Annotated in this window: 20 protein-coding genes, 3 tRNA genes and 3 rRNA genes; 20 read left to right on the top strand and 6 right to left on the bottom strand. The window is 38.2% G+C overall.

The features are described 5' to 3' along the window. Positions 1-165: 165 nt before the first annotated feature. The 9 genes from RHO12_08030 (at position 166) to RHO12_07990 (ending at position 9,780) form a co-directional block, all read left to right on the top strand. Entirely contained in the window at positions 166-735 is a 570-nt protein-coding gene (locus RHO12_08030; protein ID WVD65330.1) for an NADH-quinone oxidoreductase subunit J, read from the top strand. After that, positions 716-1,018 (top strand): NADH-quinone oxidoreductase subunit NuoK, encoded by a 303-nt coding sequence (gene nuoK / locus RHO12_08025; protein ID WVD65329.1) that lies wholly within the window; start codon positions 716-718, stop codon positions 1,016-1,018. Before RHO12_08030 ends, nuoK begins: the two co-directional genes overlap by 20 nt. Then, positions 1,015-2,862 carry a proton-conducting transporter membrane subunit gene (locus RHO12_08020; GenBank protein WVD65328.1) on the top strand — a complete coding sequence of 616 codons (1,848 nt, stop codon included), beginning with the start codon at positions 1,015-1,017 and terminating at the stop codon, positions 2,860-2,862. Before nuoK ends, RHO12_08020 begins: the two co-directional genes overlap by 4 nt. Positions 2,863-2,885: 23 nt before the next feature. Further along, a complete protein-coding gene (locus RHO12_08015) occupies positions 2,886-4,493 on the top strand; it encodes an NADH-quinone oxidoreductase subunit M (protein WVD65327.1) in 1,608 nt (535 codons plus the stop codon). Positions 4,494-4,498: 5 nt separating this feature from the next. Further along, positions 4,499-6,184, top strand: a complete 1,686-nt coding sequence (locus RHO12_08010; GenBank protein WVD65326.1) for an NADH-quinone oxidoreductase subunit N — start codon at positions 4,499-4,501, stop codon at positions 6,182-6,184. A 112-nt stretch (positions 6,185-6,296) separates the two neighbouring features. Next, positions 6,297-6,629: a preprotein translocase subunit YajC gene (yajC, locus tag RHO12_08005; protein ID WVD65325.1), complete on the top strand. Its 333-nt coding sequence runs from the start codon at positions 6,297-6,299 to the stop codon at positions 6,627-6,629. A gap of 43 nt (positions 6,630-6,672) precedes the next feature. Then, the gene (gene secD, locus RHO12_08000; GenBank protein WVD65324.1) at positions 6,673-8,529 is read left to right on the top strand and encodes a protein translocase subunit SecD; all 1,857 of its coding nucleotides are present in this window, start codon (positions 6,673-6,675) and stop codon (positions 8,527-8,529) included. A gap of 9 nt (positions 8,530-8,538) precedes the next feature. Beyond that, positions 8,539-9,588 carry a protein translocase subunit SecF gene (gene secF / locus RHO12_07995; GenBank protein WVD65323.1) on the top strand — a complete coding sequence of 350 codons (1,050 nt, stop codon included), beginning with the start codon at positions 8,539-8,541 and terminating at the stop codon, positions 9,586-9,588. A 116-nt stretch (positions 9,589-9,704) separates the two neighbouring features. Then, positions 9,705-9,780: transfer RNA gene (locus RHO12_07990), tRNA-Ala, on the top strand. Between the two features lie 363 nt (positions 9,781-10,143). Here the strand turns inward: RHO12_07990 and RHO12_07985 are convergent. The 5 genes from RHO12_07985 to metN all read right to left on the bottom strand — a co-directional run bounded on the left by RHO12_07985 (position 10,144) and on the right by metN (position 14,136). Then, entirely contained in the window at positions 10,144-10,362 is a 219-nt protein-coding gene (locus RHO12_07985) for a hypothetical protein (GenBank protein ID WVD65322.1), read from the bottom strand. Positions 10,363-10,663: 301 nt separating this feature from the next. Then, complete coding sequence (gene tsaA / locus RHO12_07980; protein WVD65321.1) at positions 10,664-11,353, bottom strand: tRNA (N6-threonylcarbamoyladenosine(37)-N6)-methyltransferase TrmO; 690 nt, start codon at positions 11,351-11,353, stop codon at positions 10,664-10,666. A 68-nt stretch (positions 11,354-11,421) separates the two neighbouring features. Then, positions 11,422-12,312 carry a methionine ABC transporter substrate-binding lipoprotein MetQ gene (metQ, locus tag RHO12_07975; protein WVD65320.1) on the bottom strand — a complete coding sequence of 297 codons (891 nt, stop codon included), beginning with the start codon at positions 12,310-12,312 and terminating at the stop codon, positions 11,422-11,424. A 20-nt stretch (positions 12,313-12,332) separates the two neighbouring features. Further along, positions 12,333-13,112 carry a methionine ABC transporter permease MetI gene (metI, locus tag RHO12_07970; GenBank protein WVD65319.1) on the bottom strand — a complete coding sequence of 260 codons (780 nt, stop codon included), beginning with the start codon at positions 13,110-13,112 and terminating at the stop codon, positions 12,333-12,335. Next, positions 13,105-14,136: a methionine ABC transporter ATP-binding protein MetN gene (gene metN / locus RHO12_07965; protein WVD65318.1), complete on the bottom strand. Its 1,032-nt coding sequence runs from the start codon at positions 14,134-14,136 to the stop codon at positions 13,105-13,107. The genes metI and metN overlap by 8 nt, the downstream gene beginning before the upstream one ends. Positions 14,137-14,244: 108 nt before the next feature. On the opposite strand from metN, the gene gmhB reads away from it, so the two are divergent. The 8 genes from gmhB (at position 14,245) to RHO12_07925 (ending at position 22,465) form a co-directional block, all read left to right on the top strand. Continuing rightward, complete coding sequence (gene gmhB / locus RHO12_07960) at positions 14,245-14,787, top strand: D-glycero-beta-D-manno-heptose 1,7-bisphosphate 7-phosphatase (GenBank protein WVD65317.1); 543 nt, start codon at positions 14,245-14,247, stop codon at positions 14,785-14,787. A gap of 244 nt (positions 14,788-15,031) precedes the next feature. Next, positions 15,032-16,570: ribosomal RNA gene (locus tag RHO12_07955) — 16S ribosomal RNA — on the top strand. 58 nt (positions 16,571-16,628) lie between these two features. Next, positions 16,629-16,705: transfer RNA gene (locus tag RHO12_07950), tRNA-Ile, on the top strand. A gap of 115 nt (positions 16,706-16,820) precedes the next feature. Continuing rightward, a tRNA-Ala gene (locus RHO12_07945) sits at positions 16,821-16,896 on the top strand. A 196-nt stretch (positions 16,897-17,092) separates the two neighbouring features. After that, positions 17,093-19,997 (top strand): 23S ribosomal RNA (locus tag RHO12_07940). 148 nt (positions 19,998-20,145) lie between these two features. Further along, positions 20,146-20,261: ribosomal RNA gene (gene rrf / locus RHO12_07935) — 5S ribosomal RNA — on the top strand. The 16S, 23S and 5S rRNA genes sit together here with 2 tRNA genes alongside, the layout of an rRNA operon. A gap of 213 nt (positions 20,262-20,474) precedes the next feature. After that, positions 20,475-21,167: a response regulator transcription factor gene (locus RHO12_07930; protein WVD65316.1), complete on the top strand. Its 693-nt coding sequence runs from the start codon at positions 20,475-20,477 to the stop codon at positions 21,165-21,167. A gap of 8 nt (positions 21,168-21,175) precedes the next feature. Beyond that, on the top strand, positions 21,176-22,465 hold the full coding sequence (locus tag RHO12_07925; protein WVD65315.1) for an ATP-binding protein: 1,290 nt from the start codon (positions 21,176-21,178) through the stop codon (positions 22,463-22,465). A 9-nt stretch (positions 22,466-22,474) separates the two neighbouring features. On the opposite strand, the gene RHO12_07920 is transcribed toward RHO12_07925, so the two are convergent. Continuing rightward, positions 22,475-23,194 carry a M15 family metallopeptidase gene (locus tag RHO12_07920; GenBank protein WVD65314.1) on the bottom strand — a complete coding sequence of 240 codons (720 nt, stop codon included), beginning with the start codon at positions 23,192-23,194 and terminating at the stop codon, positions 22,475-22,477. A 115-nt stretch (positions 23,195-23,309) separates the two neighbouring features. On the opposite strand from RHO12_07920, the gene RHO12_07915 reads away from it, so the two are divergent. Genes RHO12_07915 through RHO12_07905 form a run of 3 tightly spaced genes read left to right on the top strand, consistent with a single transcriptional unit; the run spans position 23,310 to position 25,751 of the window. After that, the gene (locus tag RHO12_07915; GenBank protein WVD65313.1) at positions 23,310-24,500 is read left to right on the top strand and encodes a bifunctional tRNA (adenosine(37)-C2)-methyltransferase TrmG/ribosomal RNA large subunit methyltransferase RlmN; all 1,191 of its coding nucleotides are present in this window, start codon (positions 23,310-23,312) and stop codon (positions 24,498-24,500) included. An 18-nt stretch (positions 24,501-24,518) separates the two neighbouring features. Then, complete coding sequence (locus tag RHO12_07910) at positions 24,519-25,154, top strand: tetratricopeptide repeat protein (GenBank protein ID WVD65312.1); 636 nt, start codon at positions 24,519-24,521, stop codon at positions 25,152-25,154. Positions 25,155-25,187: 33 nt separating this feature from the next. Continuing rightward, on the top strand, positions 25,188-25,751 hold the full coding sequence (locus RHO12_07905) for a manganese efflux pump MntP family protein (GenBank protein WVD65311.1): 564 nt from the start codon (positions 25,188-25,190) through the stop codon (positions 25,749-25,751). Positions 25,752-25,766: the final 15 nt, after the last annotated feature.

The following is a 25,766-nucleotide window of genomic DNA, read 5'->3' as shown; positions in this document are numbered from 1 at the left end:
ATTAACTAGACTTTTAGCTAAATAAGCATAAAAATAAGCCAGTGTATTTTATACCAACATATTAATTTTCAATATTTAATTGTTGGTAACGATGCTTATGTATGATTAAGTTTTATTTTTCATATTAGCGAATTTAAGTATAAGATTAATAATTTGGATAAGTAGATGGTTTCTGTTTTTTACACTGCTGCGATTATTGCTGTTTTAGCAAGTATTAAAGTAATTACAAGTACCCGGTCAATGAATGCACTTGTGTATTTTGTGATTTCTCTCTTAGCAACCGCCGTTGTTTTTTTTATCATGGATGCATACTTTTCTGCTGCTTTGATGTTAGTTCTTTTTGTCGGCGCTGTTTCATTAACATTTCTCTCGGTGCTCTTTTTAATTAATCTTCGTAAAGATGTCGTAGAGCAGGGTAAACGAGGGATTAGCCCTAAAATTTGGCTAGGTCCACTTATTTTAGTTTTTGTACTGTTTGTTACATTAATTCACGGCATTGTTAGTACCGATTATTCGGCTTTGGCTATTAATCATGCTGATAATATGAATATAACTGATATGTTATTTGGCCCTTATATTTTAGTTATTGAATTAGCTGTATTATTGTTACTTTGTACGTTGGTTATCACCTACCATTTTATTCATCGTCTGCATACTAATAATGATACAACTAATAAGTTATCATCAGAAAATGATCCTCACTGTGGAGAAGAAAATGATCCCACTAATGCATAGTTTAATTTTTGCTACAACTCTCTTTGTAATCGGCCTATTTGGTGCGCTGATCCGTCGAAATTTTCTTTTTTTACTACTCAGCTTGATGGTGATGATTAATGGTGCGGTCATTGCTCTTGTTGCCGCTGGTGCGTATTGGCAGCAAGCCGACGGACAAATTATATCCACTTTAGCGTTGGGCACAGCCTTGGCCGAATCTTGTATTGGACTTGGACTATTGATGAGAATATTTCATCGTAGAAAAATCGTTAATATTGATGAATTGAGTGAAATGAAAGGATGAACTTACTTTATTTAACAATCGTAGTTCCACTACTCTCTTTTTTAATTTTAGTATGCTTTGGTAGAAGTATACGTAAAGAAAGTATTGTTGTTATTGGTATTAGTACTATCGGACTGTTGTGTTTATTGATGCTATTCGTTTTGATCGATTATCATACGAATGTTATTCCTGATACATCGCTAATTTACTCTCGATTTTTGTGGGAATGGTTTAGCGTTGGTACTGCTAAAGTTTCTGTTTCCCTGCAATTAGATGGTCTATCTTTAGTATTCTTAATTGTGATATCTTTCTTTAGTTTGCTTATTTATTTTTTTGCGGCTTGTTATTTAAAATCATCTAATGATATCTATACGTTTTTTGCTTACAGTAACTTACTGATATCGAGTCTATTTTTATTAATATTAGCCGATAATTTATTTGTGCTCTATGTCGGTTGGCAAGGGGTTAGTATAAGTAGTTATTTATTAATTGGTATCTACTATCAAAAACGTAAAATTAGCTTACCCGCTATTAAAGCATTTATTGCTATGAGCGTTTCAGATGCTTTTTTATTATTAGGTATTTTATTAACTTATAACGAGTTAAATACATTGAATATTCAAGATATTTTGGCTCTGGCGAATAAAAACTTAGCCATAGATTCGGAAATAGTATTTTGGATCTCAATAATATTTTTTGTTAGCGTTATGGGCAAAGCTGGCTTATTTCCTTTTCATACGAGTTTTAGCGAGACGGTGCTGGCGCCTATGCCTGTTATCACTTTACTACAATCGCTTGCAATGGTTTTATCAAGTGGATATTTTGTCTTGCGATTAAGTCCGCTATTTACGATGTCTAGTGATATTTTTGCCATTATGGGAATCATATCTGCAATGGCGTTAATTTTCTCAAATTGTATTTCATTAGTACAAAATGATATTAAAAGTCTTGTTACTTACATCAATTTAGGTCAGATTAGCTATATTTTCTTTGTTTTTTCAATACATGATTGGGTTCTTTCCCTTAATTTTATGATCAGTTATAGCGTAACTAGTGCTTTATTACTCGTTTCTAGCTCGATTTTAATTAAAGTATGTAATGGCGAGCAAAATATTTATAAATTAGGGGGATTATATAGGTCTTACCCTGTTATTTATATTGCTTTTTTACTTTCTGCGGCATCATTATGTGCAATGCCATGGGTTATGTCTGCTTTTTATACTAAAGGCGATATTATCTGGAGCTTGATGATGAATAATAAAATGGGGTTAGGAACTATTGCATTAGTTGGAATATTATTATCAACGTTAAGCATATTAAGATTAATTTTTATCGTTTTTCATCATAAGCAAAAACTAACTCATTTCTCCTCTGTGTCTAAACTAAGTTATATTCCGTTAGCTGTTTTAGCTATTATGTCAACAGCTATATTTATATATATTCCCTTACCAATACAAGGCATCATTCCAGAATTAAATCTAGATACTGAAAATCAATTAATATTACAGTTACTATTAACCGCCGTAACAGTTTTAGGCATTTTGATTGCGTGCATTTTATTTTTCGATTCTAATTCTGAAATTAATGAAATCATAAATACACCGATAGGTAGAATGTTATTTAAGTTATGGCACAAAAAGTGGCGTTTCGATCAATTATTAAAGCTTTTGTTTGTCCGTCCTTATCGCTACTTAGCTGAGTTAGTTAAAAAAGATCCACTTTCTCGATGGAATCAGCTAGTAATATGGGGAATAAAAAAAATAAACTTCCAAATTGAGTTTTTAGAGAATGGACGATTACGCTGGTATATGATGTCAATGGTCGGTGGAAGCATAATCATACTATTGTTACTTATTTTAATTTAATCATATTGTTGGAAGGCTTATCTGTGTTATTTTTACTTGTTTTATTACCATTATTCGGTGGATTAGTTGGATGGCTATCTGATGCTTTTTTACAAGGGTCTTTTACGCGAATAGGGCAATGTCGAATAGGACATTACAAACGTTTTCGTTTCTTAAATAAATTAAGCGATGAGTTATGCGGTTATGGTTCTAGTTGGGTCGCATTACTAATAATGCTTATTACATTGGTTATTATTTTTATTTTGGGTTTTGATGCTCTAGCGAGTTTTTATCAAGGTCAAGATTGGGTTAAATCTATTGATTTAGCGTGGATCCCATTATTTGGGATTAGATTCCACCTAATGTTAGATGGCTTGTCCATTTTAATGAATTTATTAATTATTATTATTGTTATTATTGGTATTTTGTATTCTCGTAAAGAAGCGCCAAATAGTCCAGGGTTGTTTTATTTTTGCTTATTATTTATGACCTCAGCAGTGATGATGTCATTTATGGCAATGGATTTATTTTTATGGTTTTTCCTATGGGAAGCGGTGGTTATTCCTGTCTACTTTCTTATCACTCTGTGGGGAAGACGGGATTCCAGTGCACAGTTAACGATTAATGGTGCGAGTAAGTTTTTAATCTATACACAAATAAGTAGCTTGCTGATGTTACTTTCGATTGTTTCATTGGCATTAACTAACTGGCAGTTAACAAATCAATGGACATTCGATTACGATATTTTAACTAAAACGCCGATTTCAAGCTATGTTGAATTTTTATTAATGCTTGGTTTCCTTGCCGCTTTTATTGTTCGTATCCCGTTAGCGCCTTTTCATAGCTGGTTTATTGATGCCCATATCGAATCTTCAACAACGGGTTCTATTATGATCAGTGGGCTATTAGTGAATACCGCCATTTATGGATTATTAAGATTTGTTATACCTCTTTTCCCTAATGCATCATTAACAATTAGTCCATTGATGTGGGGATTAAGCTTATTAACACTCTTTTATTGTGCTTTTTTGTGCTTTAGTCAAAGTGATATTAAACGCTTAATTGCTTATGCTCATGTTGCTTTAATGAGTTTTATGACGGCTGTTGTTTATAGTGCCTCTTTGCTAGCTTATCAAGGTATTATTTTACAAATTATTTCTGTCAGCTTAGTCATTGTTGGATTGTTTATTATTAGTGGGTTGCTTGCGGAGCGATATTCGACTCGAAATATTAGCCAGCTTTTGGGCTTAAAAGCTCAGGTAAAATATTTATCAACATTGACTCTATTCTTTATATTTGCGGTATTAGGTGTACCTGGAACCGCTAATTTTGTTGGTAATTTTATGGCTATAGTTGGTAGCTATAGTAATGCATCTTATATTGCTATATTACTCATCGTTGGGCTAATTATGCTCTCTATTTCTATCATTATCCGTATACATCCTATTTTTTATGGTGTTGTCGATAATTCGTTACCTGCAAAAAAAGCAATTTCCATTAAAGATCTATGCTTGTTAATTACAATACTCGTTATATTATTTTTCATTGGTTTATATCCTCAATGGGTTCTTGATATGTCTTATCCTGTAGTCAGTAAAATACAACACATTTTTAGTAGTGCTCAAACTAATCTCATTGAAGGGGATGTTTAATTATCATGGTGGCGATTACGATATCTGAGTTTATCTATTTATTGCCAATCCTGATCTTAGGTTTGGCTATTATTGTTTCCTTATTTCTAATTTTTTTGTTTCGTGTTAGCACTCGATTTTCGGCGCTTTTTACTATCATATGTTTATCGGTAGCATTTATTTCATCATCATTTATTGGTTATAAAATTGTTTCTAACTCAGATGAGCAAAATGTTATACAAAGCACTATGCAAAATTCCGAGCCATCAAAAATGAAAAGTTCTGAGTTGCCAGTTTATCTGCAATCATCCTTATTGTTACAGCAACCAAACTTACTAACTAATAGTGAAAGTAGCACCAATGACGATATTGAACAGGATAAACCAAAGAGTTCATTTTGGAAAGCGAGCTATGTGACCGCTTTATTTACTAGCGATGGCTACAGTGCCTTATACACGAGCTTAGTGCTATTTTTATCAATTATGGTATCAACATTGTCATTTCGATGGTTTTATAATGATCAAAAGAAAAGCCATAGCTTATTTTATTTAATGTTGCTGTTTTCTGCGTTAGGAGCGACAACACTAATATATTCAAGCCACCTCATTTCACTGTTTATCGGTATAGAATTACTCTCTATTCCATTCGTTGGACTGATTGGTTACCAATATACACAGCAATATACCTTAGAGGCGGCTATCAAATACATGGTGCTATCAGTTATTGCAACGACATTTTTATTGCTAGGTATTGCATTTTATTATGCTGCAACAGGTGAATTAACTTTTAGCGGGCTAAGTTTTCAGCTCTCAACATTAGCTTCACCAAGTTTACTATTATTACTGGGTGTATGTTTAATGTTAGTCGGTATTGGCTTTAAGCTATCATTGGTACCATTTCAATTATGGTTACCTGATGTTTTTCAAGGCGCCCCTGCCGGTGTCGCTTTACTACTCACAACAGTTGGTAAGGTTGCTATTTTTTGTGCAGTGGCTAAATTATTCTTATTAGCTCCGATTGTAAATAATGAAAGTATTCGTACCATTCTTGTAATTATGGCTTTCTTTTCAATTATTTGGGGAAATATATTTGCAATAAGTCAGCATAATCTCAAAAGGTTATTAGCTTACTCTTCAATTACTCATTTTGGTTATCTATTAATTGCGTTGATCGCAGTACAGTACCAAGTATTAGCGCTTGAAACGATCGGTGTCTATCTGATTGGCTATACCTTCGCTAATATTTGTGTATTAGGTGTGATAAGTCTGGAATCTCAGTCTAGTGATAAAGAAGATCAAGATAATGACATTGATTTGCGAGGGCTGTTTTGGCGCAAGCCTATTATGGCTCTTGCCATGGGAGTCGGTTTGCTTTCTTTAGCGGGAGTTCCATTGACCGTCGGATTTATTGGGCGTTTTTCCTTAATCTTATTAGCCGTTACAGCTGAGCTTTGGCCTCTAGTTGCCGTTACTGTTTTAGGCAGTGCTTTTGGCTTATATTTTTATTTGCGTTTAGTTATTAATCTTTATATTAGATCTAATACACATAAACAAATTAAAAAACAACAGAATGTAAAGATGATTAAATCCCAAAAAATTAGTATCAATGAGGCACTAATTGTTCTTTCTGCATTATTCATTTTACTGTGTGGAATTTACCCGAGATGGTTATTTAGCCTTGTGAGTGTCGCACAATACTTGATGCCAAAATAATCAAGTATGAGAGTGGGATCTTTATTTTAAATTAGTGTGCTATAATTTCGTTTTTCATGTATTATTGTTCACCAATTTTTATTAACCATTAATTGATTTTAAGAGGAAAAGTATGGACTTTTTTATTACTAAAGCTTACGCAGATGCAGGGGAAGCAGGCGAAACAAATCCTTATTTTCTACCGATTATGCTTGTTGTATTTGGTTTATTTTTCTATTTTATGATTATGCGACCTCAACAAAAACGTGCCAAATCTCATCGTGAGCTCATGTCGTCAATTTCTAAAGGTGACGAAGTGTTAACTAATGGTGGCTTAATTGGGCGTGTAGCAAAAATAAGTGAAAATGGTTATGTTTCGCTAGAACTTAATGATACGACTGAAGTTGTCATTAAACGTGACTTTATTAGTTCAGTTCTTCCTAAAGGAACAATGAAGTCATTATAAATTCATTGTTTTATAAATTAAATAAACCGCAAGAGAATACGCCGTGTTAAATCGTTATCCTTTGTGGAAGTATGTGGTTTTGGTCGTCGTGATTATCGTCGGCCTACTTTATGCACTTCCTAATCTTTATGGAGAAGATCCTGCAATTCAAATTTCTGGTTCTCGGGGAAACGAAGTTTCCGTTGACACCCAAAAGCAAATACAAACTCTTTTAAGTGAAAAAGAAATAGAGGCAAAATCAATTGTATTTGAAAATAATTCTATTTTAATTCGAGTTGCAAATAATGATATCCAACTAAAAGCTAAAGAACTTATTGCTGAAACATTAGGCGATAAATATATTGTAGCGTTAAACCTAGCTTCAGCAACCCCGGCCTGGCTAAGCGCTATTGGCGCTGAGCCGATGAAGCTTGGCTTAGATTTACGAGGTGGAGTCCATTTTTTAATGGAAGTCGATATGTCGACAGCGCTAGAGAAACTTCTTGAGCAAGCTGAAAGTTCACTAAAATCAGACTTTAATGCTAATAAAATAAACTATACTTCATTGAATAAAAACAATGATCAGCAAATTATCGTCTCTTTTGGTAATAATGATGCAAGAAATGCAGCAATTTTAAGAATTAATCAATTAGCTGATTATGATATTGTTTCACAAGGTGATAAGCAGTTAATTGTTGCCATTAATGAAAACAGATTGCAGCAAACAAGAACGGATGCGGTTGCCCAAAATACCACGATCTTAAGAAATAGGGTCAACCAGTTAGGTGTCGCTGAGCCTATCGTCCAAAGACAAGGGGTCGATAGAATTATTGTTGAATTACCTGGTATTCAAGATACTGTATTGGCTAAGCAGATTTTAGGTGCTACTGCGACACTTGAATTCAGACAAGTAAATGATTCTAACTCATATAATGTTAACGATATTGTCTCTGGTAAAGTAAAAGCACCATATGGTTCCGAAATTAAATACATGCAAGATGGTAGGCCAGTCTTATTATATAATAATGTTGTGTTAACGGGTGATCATATTACGGATTCCTCTTTCCGCTTAAATGAATATGGTCAACCAGAAGTATCAATATCGTTAGATAGTGATGGTGGCAAAAAAATGCTCGCATTTACTCAGGCAAACCGCTATAAACCAATGGCAACATTATTTGTTGAGTATAAAGATTCAGGTAAAGTTGATAAAGACGGTAAACCAATTTTAGAAAAACAAGAAGAAGTTATCAATGTAGCAACCATACAGGGCATTTTTAGCGATCGTTTTCAAGTAACGGGGATTAATAGTATTGATGAAGCCAAGCAATTATCCTTATTATTACGAGCAGGGGCGCTAATAGCACCCATCCAAATCATTGAAGAGTTGACCGTTGGACCGTCGATGGGTGAAGAAAATATCACTAAAGGTCTAGAATCTTGTGCATGGGGTCTGTTAATTTCTGTTGCATTTATGTTAATTGTTTATCGTTTATTTGGTATTTTTGCCAGTATTGCGCTCGTTGCCAATTTAATTCTTATTGTTGGTATTATGTCATTATTACCAGGAGCAACACTTAGTATGCCGGGTATAGCAGGTATTGTCTTAACGGTAGGAATGGCTGTTGATGCGAATGTACTGATTAATGAGCGAATAAAAGAGGAATTACGTAACGGCCGAGGCATTCAGCATGCAATCAATGAAGGGTATGCTGGTGCATGGAGCAGTATATTTGACGCGAACATTACCACTTTAATAACTGCAGTTATTTTATATGCAGTCGGTACTGGCTCAATAAAAGGCTTCGCAATTACGCTAGGTATTGGTATTTTAACATCAATGTTTACTTCAATTGTTGGAACAAGAGCGTTAGCCAACTTAGTATACGGTGGACGCCGTGTTAATAAGCTATCAATTTAGGAGTCTATGGTGGCAAATTCACAATTAGCAAAAAATCGTGGCCAAGAAGCTCAAGTTAGCGTCGAATCGTTAAATCATGGGCGACGAGTTATTGACTTTCTTCGCTTTGGCTTCATTGCATTTGTTATTTCAATGGTATTAGTTGTTGCTTCAATTGTTGTTATTTTTATTAAAGGATTTAACCTTGGGCAAGATTTTACTGGTGGAACGACAATTGAAATCACCTTAAGTAAATCCGTTGCTCTTGATGATATCAGAACGAGTTTAAAGCAAGCTGGATATGGTGAGCCAGTTGTACAAAACTACGGTGGTAGCCGCGATATAATTATTCGGCTACCCGTCATAATTGGTGATACTTCGATTAAATCTGGTAAATTACCTGACGCAAAAGAAATTCAGAAAATTAATAGCGTAGTTGGAGCTAAGATTGCAGATTTAATGCACAAAGATATTGATTCTGAAGCAAAAATCAAACGGGTTGCTTTTGTTGGACCAACTGTTGGTGCAGAGTTAGCACAAGACGGCGTTTTGGCCATTTGTGCGGCACTTCTCTCTATATTAATTTATATTGCATTTCGCTTTGAGTGGCGTTTTGGTGCGGGAGCTGTTATTGCTCTTGCGCATGATATTATTATTACGGCTGGTTATCTATCATTATTTGATCGGGAGCTCGACCTAACTATAGTTGCCGCGATGTTATCAATTATTGGCTATTCATTAAATGATACTATTGTTGTTTTCGACCGAATTAGAGAAAACTTTCGTAAAATCCGCCGAGCTTCTTCATATGATGTTATTAATATCTCATTAACTCAAACACTAAGCCGAACTTTAATGACCTCCGCAACGACGCTTGCCGTTGTTGTTATTCTTTATATTTTTGGTGGCACTATGCTAAAAGGTTTCTCTGAAACATTAGGTGTAGGGATACTGCTTGGAACATTCTCATCTATTTATGTTGCAGCGTATATGTCTTTAAAAATGGGGATCAAACGTGATCACTTCATTCCACAAAAAATTGAGGCTGAAGGAGCGGATCAAGCGCCAATTATGCGCTAGTTACCAACAAAATGCCTACTTATCACTCAGTATGAGTAAATAAGTAGGTAATATATTGATTTGCGTATTGACATCAACGACTCAGTTTCATATCATGCGCAAGTATTATTATTGATGGGGCCATAGCTCAGCTGGGAGAGCGCAACGCTGGCAGCGTTGAGGTCAGGGGTTCGATCCCCCTTGGCTCCACCAAATCCATTATTCAGCAAAAAATCTTTTGCATCTGCTTAAACCTACAAAATTAAATAATCGTAAAGTGTAGTGATTATTTTATCCATTTACAAATTTCGTTAAAGCATAGTTGTAATCCTATTTTTTAGCTATAGGACATCGCGCTATGGCACTATAGCTATGCAACTACAAAGCTTGTAATATCAACAAATGAAAGTAAGTATAGTAACTATGATTCATAGAGAAAAAAGTTTAGATATTAAAATAATTTTAAACTAAAGAGTATAACAACTTAGTGCTAAGAAATTTATTGCTAATCGGACTTAAGAGGGCGAGGAAGATTTAACTCGCCATCTAAAGGCGAGTTAACATGATAGCAAATAATTATTTATTATTTACTCGTGGGTTATCGAGTAGGTTTGGCGCAGTAAATTTGACGTCACCATCTGTATTTGACTTGTCCATCGCGCTTGACCCCGAATTTGGCGCTAAAGTTCCTTCTGGTGTTAAGTTTGATTGAATTTTATTAGTGCTTGATGCATAGCTGGTAGCAGGTATAACGGAAAGAACAAGCACTGCTAACGTCATTAATACTTTTTTCATGGTTTTCTCCAAAATAATTGATTATTTAATAAGCTAAATAGCGTTGTGAGAGTATGATATTCGCTTTAAAATGACAAAATAAAAACATTTTAATGACAAAAAAAGTCATAATTTTGTAATACTTTAAGTTTTTGATGATAATAAATTGATTTATTTGATTTTTTATGATTAATTTCACAAAAAATTATTAAATAAAGAGCACTAAATGTACAGAATGAATTTTTCTATTTTTGATTAATATCTATTTTTAGCAATAAAAAATTTTCTATTCTTTATTAATCTAGCAGTAAATTCTTTTATATTACATATAATGAATATTAAAAATGGTAGCGACATTATTTTCAACGTAAAAGCGAATGTTGCTATGATTTAGTGTAATACCAAATTCTTGTTTTTGATGTGAATTACGTTTATAAGCAGGGCGAGGATCTTGTTTGACCACTTGTATAATAAGCTCTTTCAATTCCGGCATTAATTTTAGCTGTTGTTCGGCGCTTTCCATAAATTCTACAGTCAACTCGATACCTGGCTTTTGGCTGGCATAACCAGCCAATGCGTCAGTATAGCAATCGCTGTATGGAATATAGGGTTTTATATCAATAACTGGAGTTTGATCAACAATATCAACACTACCTAATTTTAGAATAATCAACCCTTTGTCATATACAATGTCATGCAGCTCTACAGCAGATAGCCCAATAGGATTTGGTCTGAATGTTGACCGACTGGCAAATATCCCTATTTTTTCATTGCCTCCAAGCCGTGGCGGTCTGACTAAATTTTGCCAGCCATGGGCAGCGGTATGGTTAAAAATAAATAATAACCACAAATGAGAAAACTGCTCTAAACCTCGAACACAATCTGGATTATTAAATGGCGGGAGTAAATGAAGCTCTCCCTTGCCTGAAGGAACTAGATTTGGTTGCCGTGGTACACCAAATTTTTCTTGGTATGGTGAGTGAATAATACCAATTGTTTTTAAATCAATCATATTGCTCATTAATTAATCAATTGGATTCTAACCATTTGATTTACTCGCGTAATTAAATAAACAGTATCTTACCAACCTTTAACCGCACCGCCATTAAAAACTTCATTGGCTTTTTCAGCAACAGCATCGGTTTGATAAGCTTTAACAAAATTAATAATATTTTCTGAGTTTTTATTATTTTCTCTTGCTACAATAATATTTACATATGGCGAGTCTTTGTCTTCGACAAAAATACCATCGTGACTAGGAGTCAAATTAACTTGACCTGCAAATGCATTATTGATAATTGCGAAGTCAACTTGTGCATCATCTAATGAACGCGGCAACATTGGTGCTTCAATCTCAAGAATAGTTAAGTTATATGGATTACTCGTAATATCAACGACGGTAGGTAATAATCCTTTTGACTCATCAACAGTGATAAAGCCTTGTTTTTGCAAAAGAAGTAGCGATCGCCCTAAATTTGTTGGGTCATTTGGGATCGCAACTGTCGAATTAGCTTCTACAAAATATGACTCACCTCGCGGTGATGTGACAATTAAGCCGTCAGTTAGCTCTGTAGTATCTGCTAGTGGTTTTAGCTTATGACTATAAGCAGCGATTGGGTATACAAATGAATTGCCTACAATGGCTAATTGATAGCCTCGTTCTTGTACCTGCTGCTCAAGATAAGGTTTGTGTTGAAAGGCATTAGCGTCAATTAATCCATCATTAAGCGCTTGGTTTGGTGTTACAAAATCATTAAATACCACTAAATCGACATCTAAATTATATAGCTTTTGCGCTTGCTGCTTTACCACTTCTGCAATCTCTTGTTCCGGTCCTGAGATCACTCCTACTTTAATCGATGTGCTAGCATCGGGAATAACATCAATATCTGTTTTTTTACTATCATCACAAGCGCTAAGAAAGAATGTGCTTACCAACGTTGTAATTAGAGCTAAGTTCTTTAATTTCATAATCTTTCTCCATAAAAAGGTTAGTGGTGTGTAACTCGTTTAACGATTCGATTACCGATAAATTGTATAATAAAGATTAATATAATTAATATAACTAAAACGGTATTCATAATAGCTGGTTTATAGCCTTGATAACCGTACTGAACTGCTAACTGGCCTAAGCCCCCAGCACCAACAGCGCCAGCCATTGCAATGTAGCCAGTTAACGTAATAAGCGTTATGGTCATACTATTAATGATAACAGGCATTGCTTCTGGAAGTAAAACCTTACGAACAATCTGAAATGGCGTTGCGCCCATTGAACGAGCCGCTTCAATCAACCCTTTTGGTACATCGAGTAATGCATTTTCAATCATTCTAGCAATTAATGGTGCCACACCAATACTTAACGGGACTATTGCGGCTTGTTTACCTAAAAAACTTTTTGTCCCTGTCAGTATATCCATTGCAAAATAGGTGAATGGGATAATCCATACAATTAAAATAATAAAAGGTATTGATCTAAAAATATTAGTCACAAAAGATAAAACGTTATTTGCAATAGAGCAATCTAAAATTTGACCTTTGCGGGTAGTATAGAGCATCACTCCTACCGGTAGACCAATAACTGTTCCCCAAAAACCAGAAAATATAACCATATAAATCGTATCATCGGTGGCTTGTGCCATTTTGAAAATCATTGTTTCATTAAAACCATTAAATTGTGAACAAAATGTTACAAAGCTCGCCCAAAAATCGAATTGAGATAAAAAGCGAAGTAGGGTTTCAAACGGCTTAAAAGCAGGAAAAAGACTAGACATAACCAAGAACCTCTACCTTTGTATTGTTGTTTTGTAAAAACTGAATTGCATTCTTAGTATTAATAGGGCTGCCGATCATTTCGGTTAACATGATGCCAAATTTTGCGCCGCCAGCATAATCCATTTGAGCACTGATAATATTATTATCAATATTAAACTCTTTGGCAGCTTGAGATAATAGTGGTTTGTCAACACAAATGCCAGAAAACTCAAGTCTTAATAAAGGGTATAAGCCTTCTTCATGGATTGGCGATAACTTACGTCGATAGTCATCAGGTATGTTTAGATGTAGCGTTGATTGAATAAACTGTCTCGCAATGTCTGTTTTCGCATTTGAAAACATTTCACCTATTGGCGCTTGTTCAACTAGCCGTCCGTCACTAATTACGGCGACTTGGTCACAAATCTGTTTTACCACGTCCATTTCATGAGTGATTAATAAGATTGTTAATCCCAATTTTTTATTAATATTTTTCAATAATTGTAGGATTGAGCGCGTTGTTTCTGGATCAAGAGCACTCGTTGCTTCATCACATAGCAATACTTTGGGATCATTTGCAAGTGCTCTAGCGATTGCTACACGCTGTTTTTGTCCTCCAGATAAATTTGCTGGATAGACATTTGCTTTTTCGCTTAAGCCCACTAATTCTAAAAGCTCGTTAACTTTAGCTTTGATATTTTTCCTAGTGCTTCCTTCTAACTCTAAAGGGAAGGCAATATTTTCGAATACCGTCCTGGAGGAAAGCAAATTAAAGTGTTGAAAAATCATGCTAATTTTTCGGCGGGCATGGATTAATTGCCCATTTGATAGCTTAGTCAATTCTTGATTATCAACAAACACTTTGCCGCTTGTTGGTTTTTCCAATAAATTAACGCAACGAATCAGCGTGCTTTTCCCTGCCCCAGATTTTCCTATGACACCATATATTTGACCCTTAGGTACATTAATATTGATATCTTTCAATGCATAAATAGGTTTTTTATTATGAATGAATGTTTTAAAAATATTTTCTAGTCTTATCATAAAAGGATTCAAGCAAAAAGTTAATTTAAGAATGTTAAGACGTCTAGACATCTAAGTCAATAAATATTATGCTAACATCCTAACAAATACTGAAATTGAGCCTATGTAATGAAACCTGCAATTTTTCTCGACCGTGACGGTACAATTAACATTGATTATAATTATGTCCATACCATTGATGATTTCCATTTCATTGATGGTGTCATAGAGGCAATGGCAGAGCTAAAAAGAATGGGTTTTTTACTGGTGATCACGACTAATCAATCAGGTATTGCTAGAGGAATATTTTCTAAGGAACAGTTTGAGACATTAACTGAATGGATGGATTGGTCATTAATCGATCGAGGCGTCGAAATTGACGGTGTCTATTATTGCCCGCACGATCCAAGTAATTCGGATTGTGAATGCCGTAAACCTAAACCTGGAATGATTTTTGCTGCTAAAAAAAATTTAGACATTGATATTGCTAATTCATATATGGTCGGCGATCGAATCTCAGATCTACTTTCTGGCAAAAATGCGGGTGTAAAAAAAACAGTGCTTGTACGTACGGGAGACGCTGTTACTACAGAGGCTGAGCAACAAGCCGATTGGATTATTGATAGCCTTGCTCAGTTGCCTAATAAGATAAAAAATGAGCAATCGATATGAGAAAGTAAAAAAATCCAAAATAAGATATTGACGCTTAATCGGTAAGTGTGTAGTATACGCAACCCTTGAGACAGCGAAAAGAAGTAAGTTGTCAGCTCTTTAAAAATTAAAAACAGACAATCTGTGTGGGCACTGTTAGGACAAAATATAAAAGTCTTAGGACTCAAAATTAAGTCTTGATAGTGACACTAAAGATTCATTTGAAATGAAATTATAGTCAGTTAACTATTGAGCATCAAACTTTAAATTGAAGAGTTTGATCATGGCTCAGATTGAACGCTGGCGGCAGGCTTAACACATGCAAGTCGAACGGTAACAGAAGAGCTTGCTCTTGCTGACGAGTGGCGGACGGGTGAGTAAAGTATGGGGATCTGCCAAATGGAAGGGGACAACAGTTGGAAACGACTGCTAATACCGTATAATGTCGCGAGACCAAAGTGTGGGACTTTCGGGCCACATGCCATTTGATGAACCCATATGGGATTAGCTAGTAGGTAGGGTAAAGGCCTACCTAGGCGACGATCTCTAGCTGGTCTGAGAGGATGACCAGCCACACTGGAACTGAGACACGGTCCAGACTCCTACGGGAGGCAGCAGTGGGGAATATTGCACAATGGGGGAAACCCTGATGCAGCCATGCCGCGTGTATGAAGAAGGCCTTAGGGTTGTAAAGTACTTTCGGTAATGAGGAAGGTCAGTATTCTAACAGGATACTGAATTGACGTTAATTACAGAAGAAGCACCGGCTAACTCCGTGCCAGCAGCCGCGGTAATACGGAGGGTGCGAGCGTTAATCGGAATGACTGGGCGTAAAGGGCATGTAGGCGGATAATTAAGTTAGGTGTGAAAGCCCCGGGCTCAACCTGGGAATTGCACTTAAAACTGGTTGTCTAGAGTATTGTAGAGGAAGGTAGAATTCCACGTGTAGCGGTGAAATGCGTAGAGATGTGGAGGAATACCGGTGGCGAAGGCGGCCTTCTGGACAGATACTGACGCTGAGATGCGAAAGCGTGGGGAGCAAACAGGATTAGATACCCTGGTAGTCCACGCTGTAAACGATGTCGATTTGGAGTTTGGGGGCATGACCCTTGGGCTCCGGAGCTAACGCGTTAAATCGACCGCCTGGGGAGTACGGCCGCAAGGTTAAAACTCAAATGAATTGACGGGGGCCCGCACAAGCGGTGGAGCATGTGGTTTAATTCGATGCAACGCGAAGAACCTTACCTGGTCTTGACATCCATAGAATTTTGTAGAGATACGAGAGTGCCTTCGGGAGCTATGAGACAGGTGCTGCATGGCTGTCGTCAGCTCGTGTTGTGAAATGTTGGGTTAAGTCCCGCAACGAGCGCAACCCTTATCCTTTGTTGCCAGCACGTAGAGGTGGGAACTCAAAGGAGACTGCCGTTGATAAAGCGGAGGAAGGTGGGGACGACGTCAAGTCATCATGGCCCTTACGACCAGGGCTACACACGTGCTACAATGGCGTATACAAAGGGATGCGAAGGTGCGAACTGGAGCGGACCTCACAAAGTACGTCTAAGTCCGGATTGGAGTCTGCAACTCGACTCCATGAAGTCGGAATCGCTAGTAATCGTGAATCAGAATGTCACGGTGAATACGTTCCCGGGCCTTGTACACACCGCCCGTCACACCATGGGAGTGGGTTGCACCAGAAGTAGATAGCTTAACCTTCGGGAGGGCGTTTACCACGGTGTGGTTCATGACTGGGGTGAAGTCGTAACAAGGTAACCGTAGGGGAACCTGCGGTTGGATCACCTCCTTACGAAGTGCCTAACAGTGTTCACATAGATTGTTTGTTTTTAAAGAGATATCACTTTATTGGGTCTGTAGCTCAGGTGGTTAGAGCGCACCCCTGATAAGGGTGAGGTCGGTGGTTCAAGTCCACTCAGACCCACCAATTCAATTTAATTTTGTTATATTATGCCCTGACATTATTTGGCTATGATTATGCTGGATTAATCGAATTGGATAATTTAGCGAATATAGGCTGAATACGGTAAAGTGAAGATAATGGGGCTATAGCTCAGCTGGGAGAGCGCCTGCCTTGCACGCAGGAGGTCAGCGGTTCGATCCCGCTTAGCTCCACCATTTCTAACTATTTCACTATATTGATAAGTGCATTTTAGAGTGCATTGATTAATATTGCTCTTTAACAATATGGAACAAGCTGAAAGAAACGAGTTCTCGTTTTATGGTGATGAAGTTTGGGTGAAAGTCCAGATGGAATGACGATAAGATAGAGAAAAAGCGAAATTGAGAAAACCAAGACAACTGTAGGTTGTAAGGTTAAGAAATTAAGCGTACACGGTGGATGCCTAGGCAATCAGAGGCGAAGAAGGACGTGTTAATCTGCGAAAAGCGACGGTAAGCTGGTAATAAGCGTTATAACCGTCGATGTCCGAATGGGGAAACCCAGTATAGGTAACTATACTATCCTTAACTGAATAAAATAGGTTAGGGAGGCAAACCGAGGGAACTGAAACATCTCAGTACCTCGAGGAAAAGAAATCAACCGAGATTCCCAAAGTAGCGGCGAGCGAAATGGGAGGAGCCCAAAGCGGGTAGCATAGTGTGTAAGTGGAAGTATCTGGAAAGGTACACGATAGAGGGTGATAGTCCCGTACACGAATACGCATTATGTGGAAGCTTGACGAGTAGGGCGGGACACGTGTTATCCTGTCTGAATATGGGGGGACCATCCTCCAAGGCTAAATACTCCTGATTGACCGATAGTGAACTAGTACCGTGAGGGAAAGGCGAAAAGAACCCCGGCGAGGGGAGTGAAATAGAACCTGAAACCGTGTACGTACAATCAGTGGGAGCATCATTAATGGTGTGACTGCGTACCTTTTGTATAATGGGTCAGCGACTTATATTCTGTAGCGAGGTTAACCGAATAGGGGAGCCGTAGGGAAACCGAGTCTTAACTGGGCGAATGAGTTGCAGGGTATAGACCCGAAACCCGGTGATCTAGCCATGGGCAGGTTGAAGGTTGGGTAACACTAACTGGAGGACCGAACCGACTAATGTTGAAAAATTAGCGGATGACCTGTGGCTGGGGGTGAAAGGCCAATCAAACCGGGAGATAGCTGGTTCTCCCCGAAAGCTATTTAGGTAGCGCCTCATGTATAACTGTTGGGGGTAGAGCACTGTTTCGGCTAGGGGGCCATCCCGGCTTACCAACCCGATGCAAACTCCGAATACCGACAAGTTGAGCATGGGAGACACACGGCGGGTGCTAACGTTCGTCGTGAAGAGGGAAACAACCCAGACCGCCAGCTAAGGTCCCAAAGTCATAGTTAAGTGGGAAACGAAGTGGGAAGGCTTAGACAGCTAGGATGTTGGCTTAGAAGCAGCCATCATTTAAAGAAAGCGTAATAGCTCACTAGTCGAGTCGGCCTGCGCGGAAGATGTAACGGGGCTAAAACTATGCACCGAAGCTGCGGCAGTGTGTGAATAACATATTGGGTAGGGGAGCGTTCTGTAAGCCGTAGAAGGTGAACTGTGAGGTTTGCTGGAGGTATCAGAAGTGCGAATGCTGACATAAGTAACGATAATGCGGGTGAAAAGCCCGCACGCCGGAAGACCAAGGGTTCCTGTCCAACGTTAATCGGGGCAGGGTGAGTCGACCCCTAAGGCGAGGCAGAGATGCGTAGCTAATGGGAAACGGGTTAATATTCCCGTACTGAATGTGACTGCGATGGGGTGACGGAGAAGGCTAGGTTTACCGGGATAGGTCCGCAAGGAGCCCGGGTTAAGCATGTAGGGGTGTGATTAGGCAAATCCGGTCACTGTAACTCTGAGATGTGATGACGAGGCACTAAGGTGCTGAAGTAATTGATGCCCTGCTTCCAGGAAAAGCCTCTAAGCTTCAGGTCATATTTAATCGTACCCGAAACCGACACAGGTGGTCAGGTAGAGAATACTCAGGCGCTTGAGAGAACTCGGGTGAAGGAACTAGGCAAAATGGTGCCGTAACTTCGGGAGAAGGCACGCTGATGGTAATTGAAGTCCGTAGCGGATGGAGGTGAAGTCAGTCGAAGATACCAGCTGGCTGCAACTGTTTAATAAAAACACAGCACTGTGCAAACACGAAAGTGGACGTATACGGTGTGACGCCTGCCCGGTGCTGGAAGGTTAATTGATGGGGTTATCCGTAAGGAGAAGCTCTTGATCGAAGCCCCAGTAAACGGCGGCCGTAACTATAACGGTCCTAAGGTAGCGAAATTCCTTGTCGGGTAAGTTCCGACCTGCACGAATGGCGTAATGATGGCCAGGCTGTCTCCACCCGAGACTCAGTGAAATTGAATTTGCCGTGAAGATGCGGTGTACCCGTGGCAAGACGGAAAGACCCCGTGAACCTTTACTATAGCTTGACAGTGAACATTGAGCCTTAATGTGTAGGATAGGTGGGAGACGAAGAAGTGTGGACGCTAGTTTGCATGGAGTCGACCTTGAAATACCACCCTTTAATGTTTGATGTTCTAACGTAGGGCCCTGAATCGGGTCTACGGACACTGTCTGGTGGGTAGTTTGACTGGGGCGGTCTCCTCCCAAAGAGTAACGGAGGAGCACGAAGGTTAGCTAATCCTGGTCGGACATCAGGAGGTTAGTGCAATGGCATAAGCTAGCTTGACTGCGAGAGTGACGGCTCGAGCAGGTACGAAAGTAGGTCATAGTGATCCGGTGGTTCTGAATGGAAGGGCCATCGCTCAACGGATAAAAGGTACTCCGGGGATAACAGGCTGATACCGCCCAAGAGTTCATATCGACGGCGGTGTTTGGCACCTCGATGTCGGCTCATCACATCCTGGGGCTGAAGTAGGTCCCAAGGGTACGGCTGTTCGCCGTTTAAAGTGGTACGCGAGCTGGGTTTAGAACGTCGTGAGACAGTTCGGTCCCTATCTGCCATGGGCGTAGGAGGATTGAGGGGGTTTGCTTCTAGTACGAGAGGACCGAAGTGAACGCACCGCTGGTGTTCGGGTTGTGATGCCAATTGCATTGCCCGGTAGCTACGTGCGGAATAGATAAGTGCTGAAAGCATCTAAGCACGAAACTAGCCCCGAGATGAGTCCTCCCAGAGTTTACTCTGTAAGGTCCGTTTGAGACTAAGACGTAGATAGGTCAGGTGTGTAAGTGTAGTGATACATTGAGCTAACTGATACTAATGAACCGAGAGTCTTAACCTTACAACTTAGAGTTGTTTTGAATCTCAATGAAAAATTTGGCTTGAGTCTATATTGATGGATGGTATGTTTATTTGCTGAGGATTGGTAGCGGTTTAGGTTACTGATGGGAAGTAGATAGTTTATATAGTCTAAGAGAAAACGAGTTATGTCTGGCGGCAATGTTGCGGTGGTCCCACCTGATCCATGCCGAACTCAGAAGTGAAACGCCGTGAAGCCGATGGTAGTGTGGGGGTTACCCCATGTGAGAGTAGGTCACCGCCAGACTTTTAATGTTAAGAAGCCCCTTACCTATTGGTTTGGGGCTTTTTTATTATTTCATTTAATATTTTATTCATTTTGGTTGCAATAAACTGGTTTTATTTGTTTTTTTACAAATATTTACGATTTCATGTAATATTTTAGTAAAAATAACTGACTTTTCCCCCATCTTATTGATAATATAGATCATCTATAACTATTCTCTATATGGCTATGACTATGATTAATATTTTATTGATTGACGATGATGTTGAGCTTTCACAAATGTTGAGTGAGTATTTAACTAATGAGAGTTTTAAAGTAACAGCTGTTCATACAGGACAAGAAGGTATTGATCAAGCATTATCAGGTAAGTTTAAAGCGGTAATTTTAGATATTATGCTGCCAGATATTAATGGTATTGATGTTCTAAAGAGTATTCGTCAAGCGATTAATATTCCAGTTATTATGCTTACAGCAAAAGGTGACAATATTGATCGAGTTCTAGGATTAGAATTAGGTGCTGATGACTACGTACCAAAGCCCTGCTATCCACGAGAACTCTTAGCAAGACTAAGAGCGGTGTTGAGACGTGTTGATGAGCAAGCCTCACAAAATCAAGGTGAAGTTGATAATAAAAAATACGAACTGCATAATCTAGTGCTTGATATCCCTCAGAGACAGTGCCGTTGGAATGATATTATTATTGAACTAACCTCTACTGAGTTTAACTTACTCGCTTTATTAGTTAAGAATCAAGATAGAGTTGTAACAAAAGAAGAGTTATCAGAGGATGGTTTGGGTCGAGCAAGAGAACTTTATGACCGAAGTGTTGATGTTCATATTAGCAATATTCGTCAGAAATTACACCAGCTTACCAAAGATGCTGTAACTATTGAAACGATACGAGCTGTTGGCTACAGAATTAGATAGCCATATAGATGAATAGGCGCCTATTTTGGAAAATCCTCATTATTTTCTGGGGAATTTTCTATCTTACTTTTCAACTTACCTGGGTTGGCCTCACTTTTTATCTTGAAAGTCGTGAGCACCGGATCTATTACCATATTCCTACCAAAGTTGAAATGATTGCACAATTGTTGCAAATTTCTGGTGAGAAAGAGGCAGCTAATTTTATTTCTCATCTCCCGGAGCCGGAGCGTGGATGCTTCTTTATTACGTTATTTAATCCACAAGATGGGCATCTTGAACTGACTTCCGATAAGTTAAATAGTAGTTCTTTTATCTACCAGAAAACATCGACGGCTCCAGACGGGAAAATGTATCTAATCTCTTATCAAAACAATGATAATAGTAGCAAAGGTACAATATTTAACATGCCAATACCGATGTTTTTGATGGGAATTGCAGGCGGGTTATTATTTAGTCTATTTTTGGCTTGGAACTTAACTAGACCGATGAAACTACTTCGGCACGGTTTTCATCAGGTATCACAAGGTGATTTGTCTGTCAGATTATTTGATAAGCTGAAAAATCGCCATGATGAGTTGAGCGAGCTTGCAAAAGATTTTGACTCAATGGTTGAACAACTTCATATTTTGATTTCCGATCGACAATCGCTATTGCACGATGTTTCTCATGAACTACGCACACCATTGGCTCGTTTACAGCTCGCAATAGGTCTTGCTCAACAAAATAAAAACAATATTGATAATTCATTACAACGTATTGAGTTAGAATCACAACGTTTAGACACATTAATCGGTGAGATATTAAACTATTCTAGAACAGAAATCCGCAACCCACTCGATGAATATTTTGATCTTAAGGATCTCCTTACTGTTGTGGTTGCAGATGCTACATATGAAGCAACGCCGCAAAGAATCATGATTAATTTTACATATACTTCACTTATTCATCCGATAATTAAAGGCAATTCAGAGCAGATTCGTCGAGCAGTCGAAAATATTCTTCGTAATGCCATTCGTTTTTCTAAGCCAGAACAGCAAGTTGATTTAGAATTAAAAGAGAGCGGTCGCTATTTACAAATTGATATAAGTGATCATGGGCCAGGCATTGAAGAACATAAGCTATCGAGTATTTTTGAACCTTTTGTACGAATTCAATCCCCTCAAGTAGCTAAAGGGTACGGTTTAGGGCTAGCCATCGCAAGGAAGATAATTGTCATGCATAACGGCACGATACAGGCACGTAATAGGGACTCTGGCGGTTTAATTATGACGATTAAGCTTCCGTATTGGCGAACTTAATCTGTCGTCTTAGTAACAATCTGGGCTAACATCAAGCACGTATTCTTGTAAAAGCGTTGCTAGTTTAATTTTATCGTGGCCAGCAAAATTTAACTTAGATATTATCACTTCACTATTCTGTTGTAGTGTTTCCTTATACTGCTGGAGATAATTTTTAGCGATTGGTTTATATGACCAGTGCCACTCTTCAGGATTATATCCACCAACACGCCCTTCACTAAAAGGCTGACAAAAGCCATATTTTGGCATATTGTCTAGTAACCATTGATATAGAACTTTTCCTTTGGCAGTTTTATGAAAATAATCTGATGAGACACTGGTAATATCAATATCTGTTCCCCAATGATGCCTTGAACTCCCTGGCATTGATGAATACTTTAGGATATCTTTTGCCGTCTCTTGCTCATTTTTTAACTTAGGGAAAAGGGCATTCCATTTACGCTGCCAAATACCACTTTGATAATTGTAATTACGTGTAGCGCTTACAACGATAAATGGATTATTTGGATATTGCTTTTTAAAAGCATGATAGGCTTTGATTAGCTGCTCTGTTGGCTCTTTTTGTAGATACATGCCTGATTTATTAACCGGTAGCTCGGTTTTATCTAGTGCGATAAACTTATCATCTAATTTTTCATTGAACTGGCCAAGCAGTTTTTCTAACGGAATTGTATTTGCCATAGTAATAAAGGGTAATATGATTAAAATTAATAAACTGTATTTTTTCATGCTATCTAAGTCGTAATTATCGCAATATTATTAGCCAGATCGATTGTAAAACAGTATAATCCTTTCTCTATTTTTGTCATATATTTTTCGCCACAATGTGTAAAAACGAGGCCTTATGTCCACAGTTAATTTAGACAGTGCTCAAATTGAGCCATGTCATTCATCGCTTACAACTAGTGATAACTCATCAGATAAAGTCAATTTATTAGATTTTACTCGCCCGCAATTACGAGAGTTTTTCAACAATATGGGAGAAAAACCTTTCCGTGCGGATCAAGTTATGAAATGGATTTACCATTTTGGTCATGATGATTTTGAGTTAATGACAGATATCAATAAAAAACTGAGAGATAAGCTCAAAACGATTGCTGAAATTAAAGCGCCACAAGTTGCACAGGAGCAGCGGTCATCTGATGGCACAATAAAATGGGCACTCGATGTTGGCAATAATCAACTAATTGAATGTGTTTACATCCCTGAACGCGACAGAGCAACGTTATGTGTCTCTTCGCAAGTAGGTTGTGCATTAGCCTGTAATTTCTGCTCTACTGCCCAGCAAGGATTTAATCGTAATCTACGTGTGTCTGAAATTATCGGCCAAGTATGGCGCGCATCAAAAATTATTGGCGTCACTGGCAAACTTGTCGATCGCCCAATCACCAATGTTGTGATGATGGGAATGGGCGAGCCTTTACTCAATTTATCAAATGTTGTCCCAGCAATGGAGATCATGCTAGATGATTTTGCTTATGGATTATCAAAGCGACGAGTAACATTATCTACATCTGGAGTGGTGCCAGCATTGGATAAAATGGCTGGCATGATTGATGTTGCACTTGCTATATCATTGCATGCGCCAAATGATGATATTCGTAGCCAAATTATGCCAATTAATGATAAATATAATATGGCAACTTTACGTGAATCCATTCACCGTTACCTGGCCGTATCAAATGCAAACCATGGTAAAGTGACGATAGAGTATGTATTGCTTAATCAAGTTAATGATGGCATTGAACATGCGCACCAGCTTGCGCAGTTTTTAAAAAATACACCATGCAAGATTAATTTAATTCCATGGAATCCGTTTCCAGGGGCCCCTTACTCACGTAGCTCTAACACCCGTATTGATCGATTTATGAAAACATTAATGGAATACGGTTTTACGGTCATTGTGCGCAAAACGCGTGGAGATGATATTGATGCAGCTTGCGGACAGCTAGCGGGTGACGTACTAGATAGGACTAAGCGAACAAAATTAGTTACATCACCATTATCTCAGTCCTTTATTGATATCAGGCAATAAGAGGAGTCGATTGATGCTATGTTTAAGTCACTATTATATATCATAATATGCTGGTCATCACTTATTGGTTTAACTGCTTGTCAGTTTACTGCTGAGCAGCAACAAGAGTTCAATCCTGAACTTGCCGCGCTAGCAAGGTTAAAGTTGGGTTTAGGTTATTTAGCTCAAGCCAAGGATACGACCGATAAATCCAATGAAGATATTAAACTAGCTCACTATAATCTTACCTTAGCGAATAAATACTCACCGAATAACCCGAATGTCATGCTTGGCATGGCGCTATTTGATCAGCACGTAGGTGAGCGTCAAGAAGCCGATGTTATTTATCAAACAATTATTAAACTTGCACCTACTAATGGTTTATATCGCATTCACTATGGTTCATTTTTATGCGGTACTGGCCGCTATCAAGAAGCACAGACACAATACAAAATAGCCACTACTCTTAACCGCCCACAATGGAAGATGGACGGGTTGGAGCAACTTGGCTATTGCGCAATACAAAACGGTGATATTGCTCAAGCTAACCAAGCATTTAAGTCGCTATTTCAATATAACCCAAACAAACGGCAAGATGTGATAGGCATGGCCGAGGTATATCGACAACAAGGTGACACACAAATTGCAAGATATTTATTAACCGTTTGCAAATAAGAACACGATAACAATAAAATTTGAGTTTATGTCATGAATTTTTGGACTATATTATTATTAGCTTTTGCTATGTCAACCGATGCTTTTGCGGTGGCGATTTGTAAAGGCACATCACTTAACGTTTATCGTTTCACTGATGCACTAAAAGTCGGCGTCTTATTTGGTATTATCGAGGCAATAACTCCTGCTATTGGTTGGCTATTAGGTTATATTGCGGTGCAATATATCGAACAATGGGATCATTGGATTATTTTCGTACTGATGCTCTGTTTAGGCGCACGTATGATTTATAACAGCTTTAAAAAAGAAGAGTGCGTTGCAGATTCACAACAAAATGGTTCACGAATTATGTTGATCCTAACGGCTATTTCGACGAGTATTGATGCCTTTGCGGTAGGGGTTGGGCTTGCTTTTGCGGCAGTTAATATTGCCTATGCTGCCAGCATGATTGGTTTAGTGACATGTATCATGGTAACGATAGGTATTTTATTAGGTGCAAAAATAGGTTGTATTATTGGTAAAAAAGCCGAGTTATTAGGTGGGTTAGTACTGATTGCCATTGGTGTTTCAACGCTTTATCAACATCTAGTGGTATGATTTTTTTATTATATT

It is taken from the genome of Orbaceae bacterium lpD02 (genome assembly GCA_036251875.1).
In the GTDB taxonomy this organism is placed as follows: Bacteria; Pseudomonadota; Gammaproteobacteria; order Enterobacterales; family Orbaceae; genus Orbus; species Orbus sturtevantii.
The sequence above is the reverse complement of the archived record's forward strand: the minus strand, read 5'-3'. Positions and strand labels throughout refer to the sequence as shown.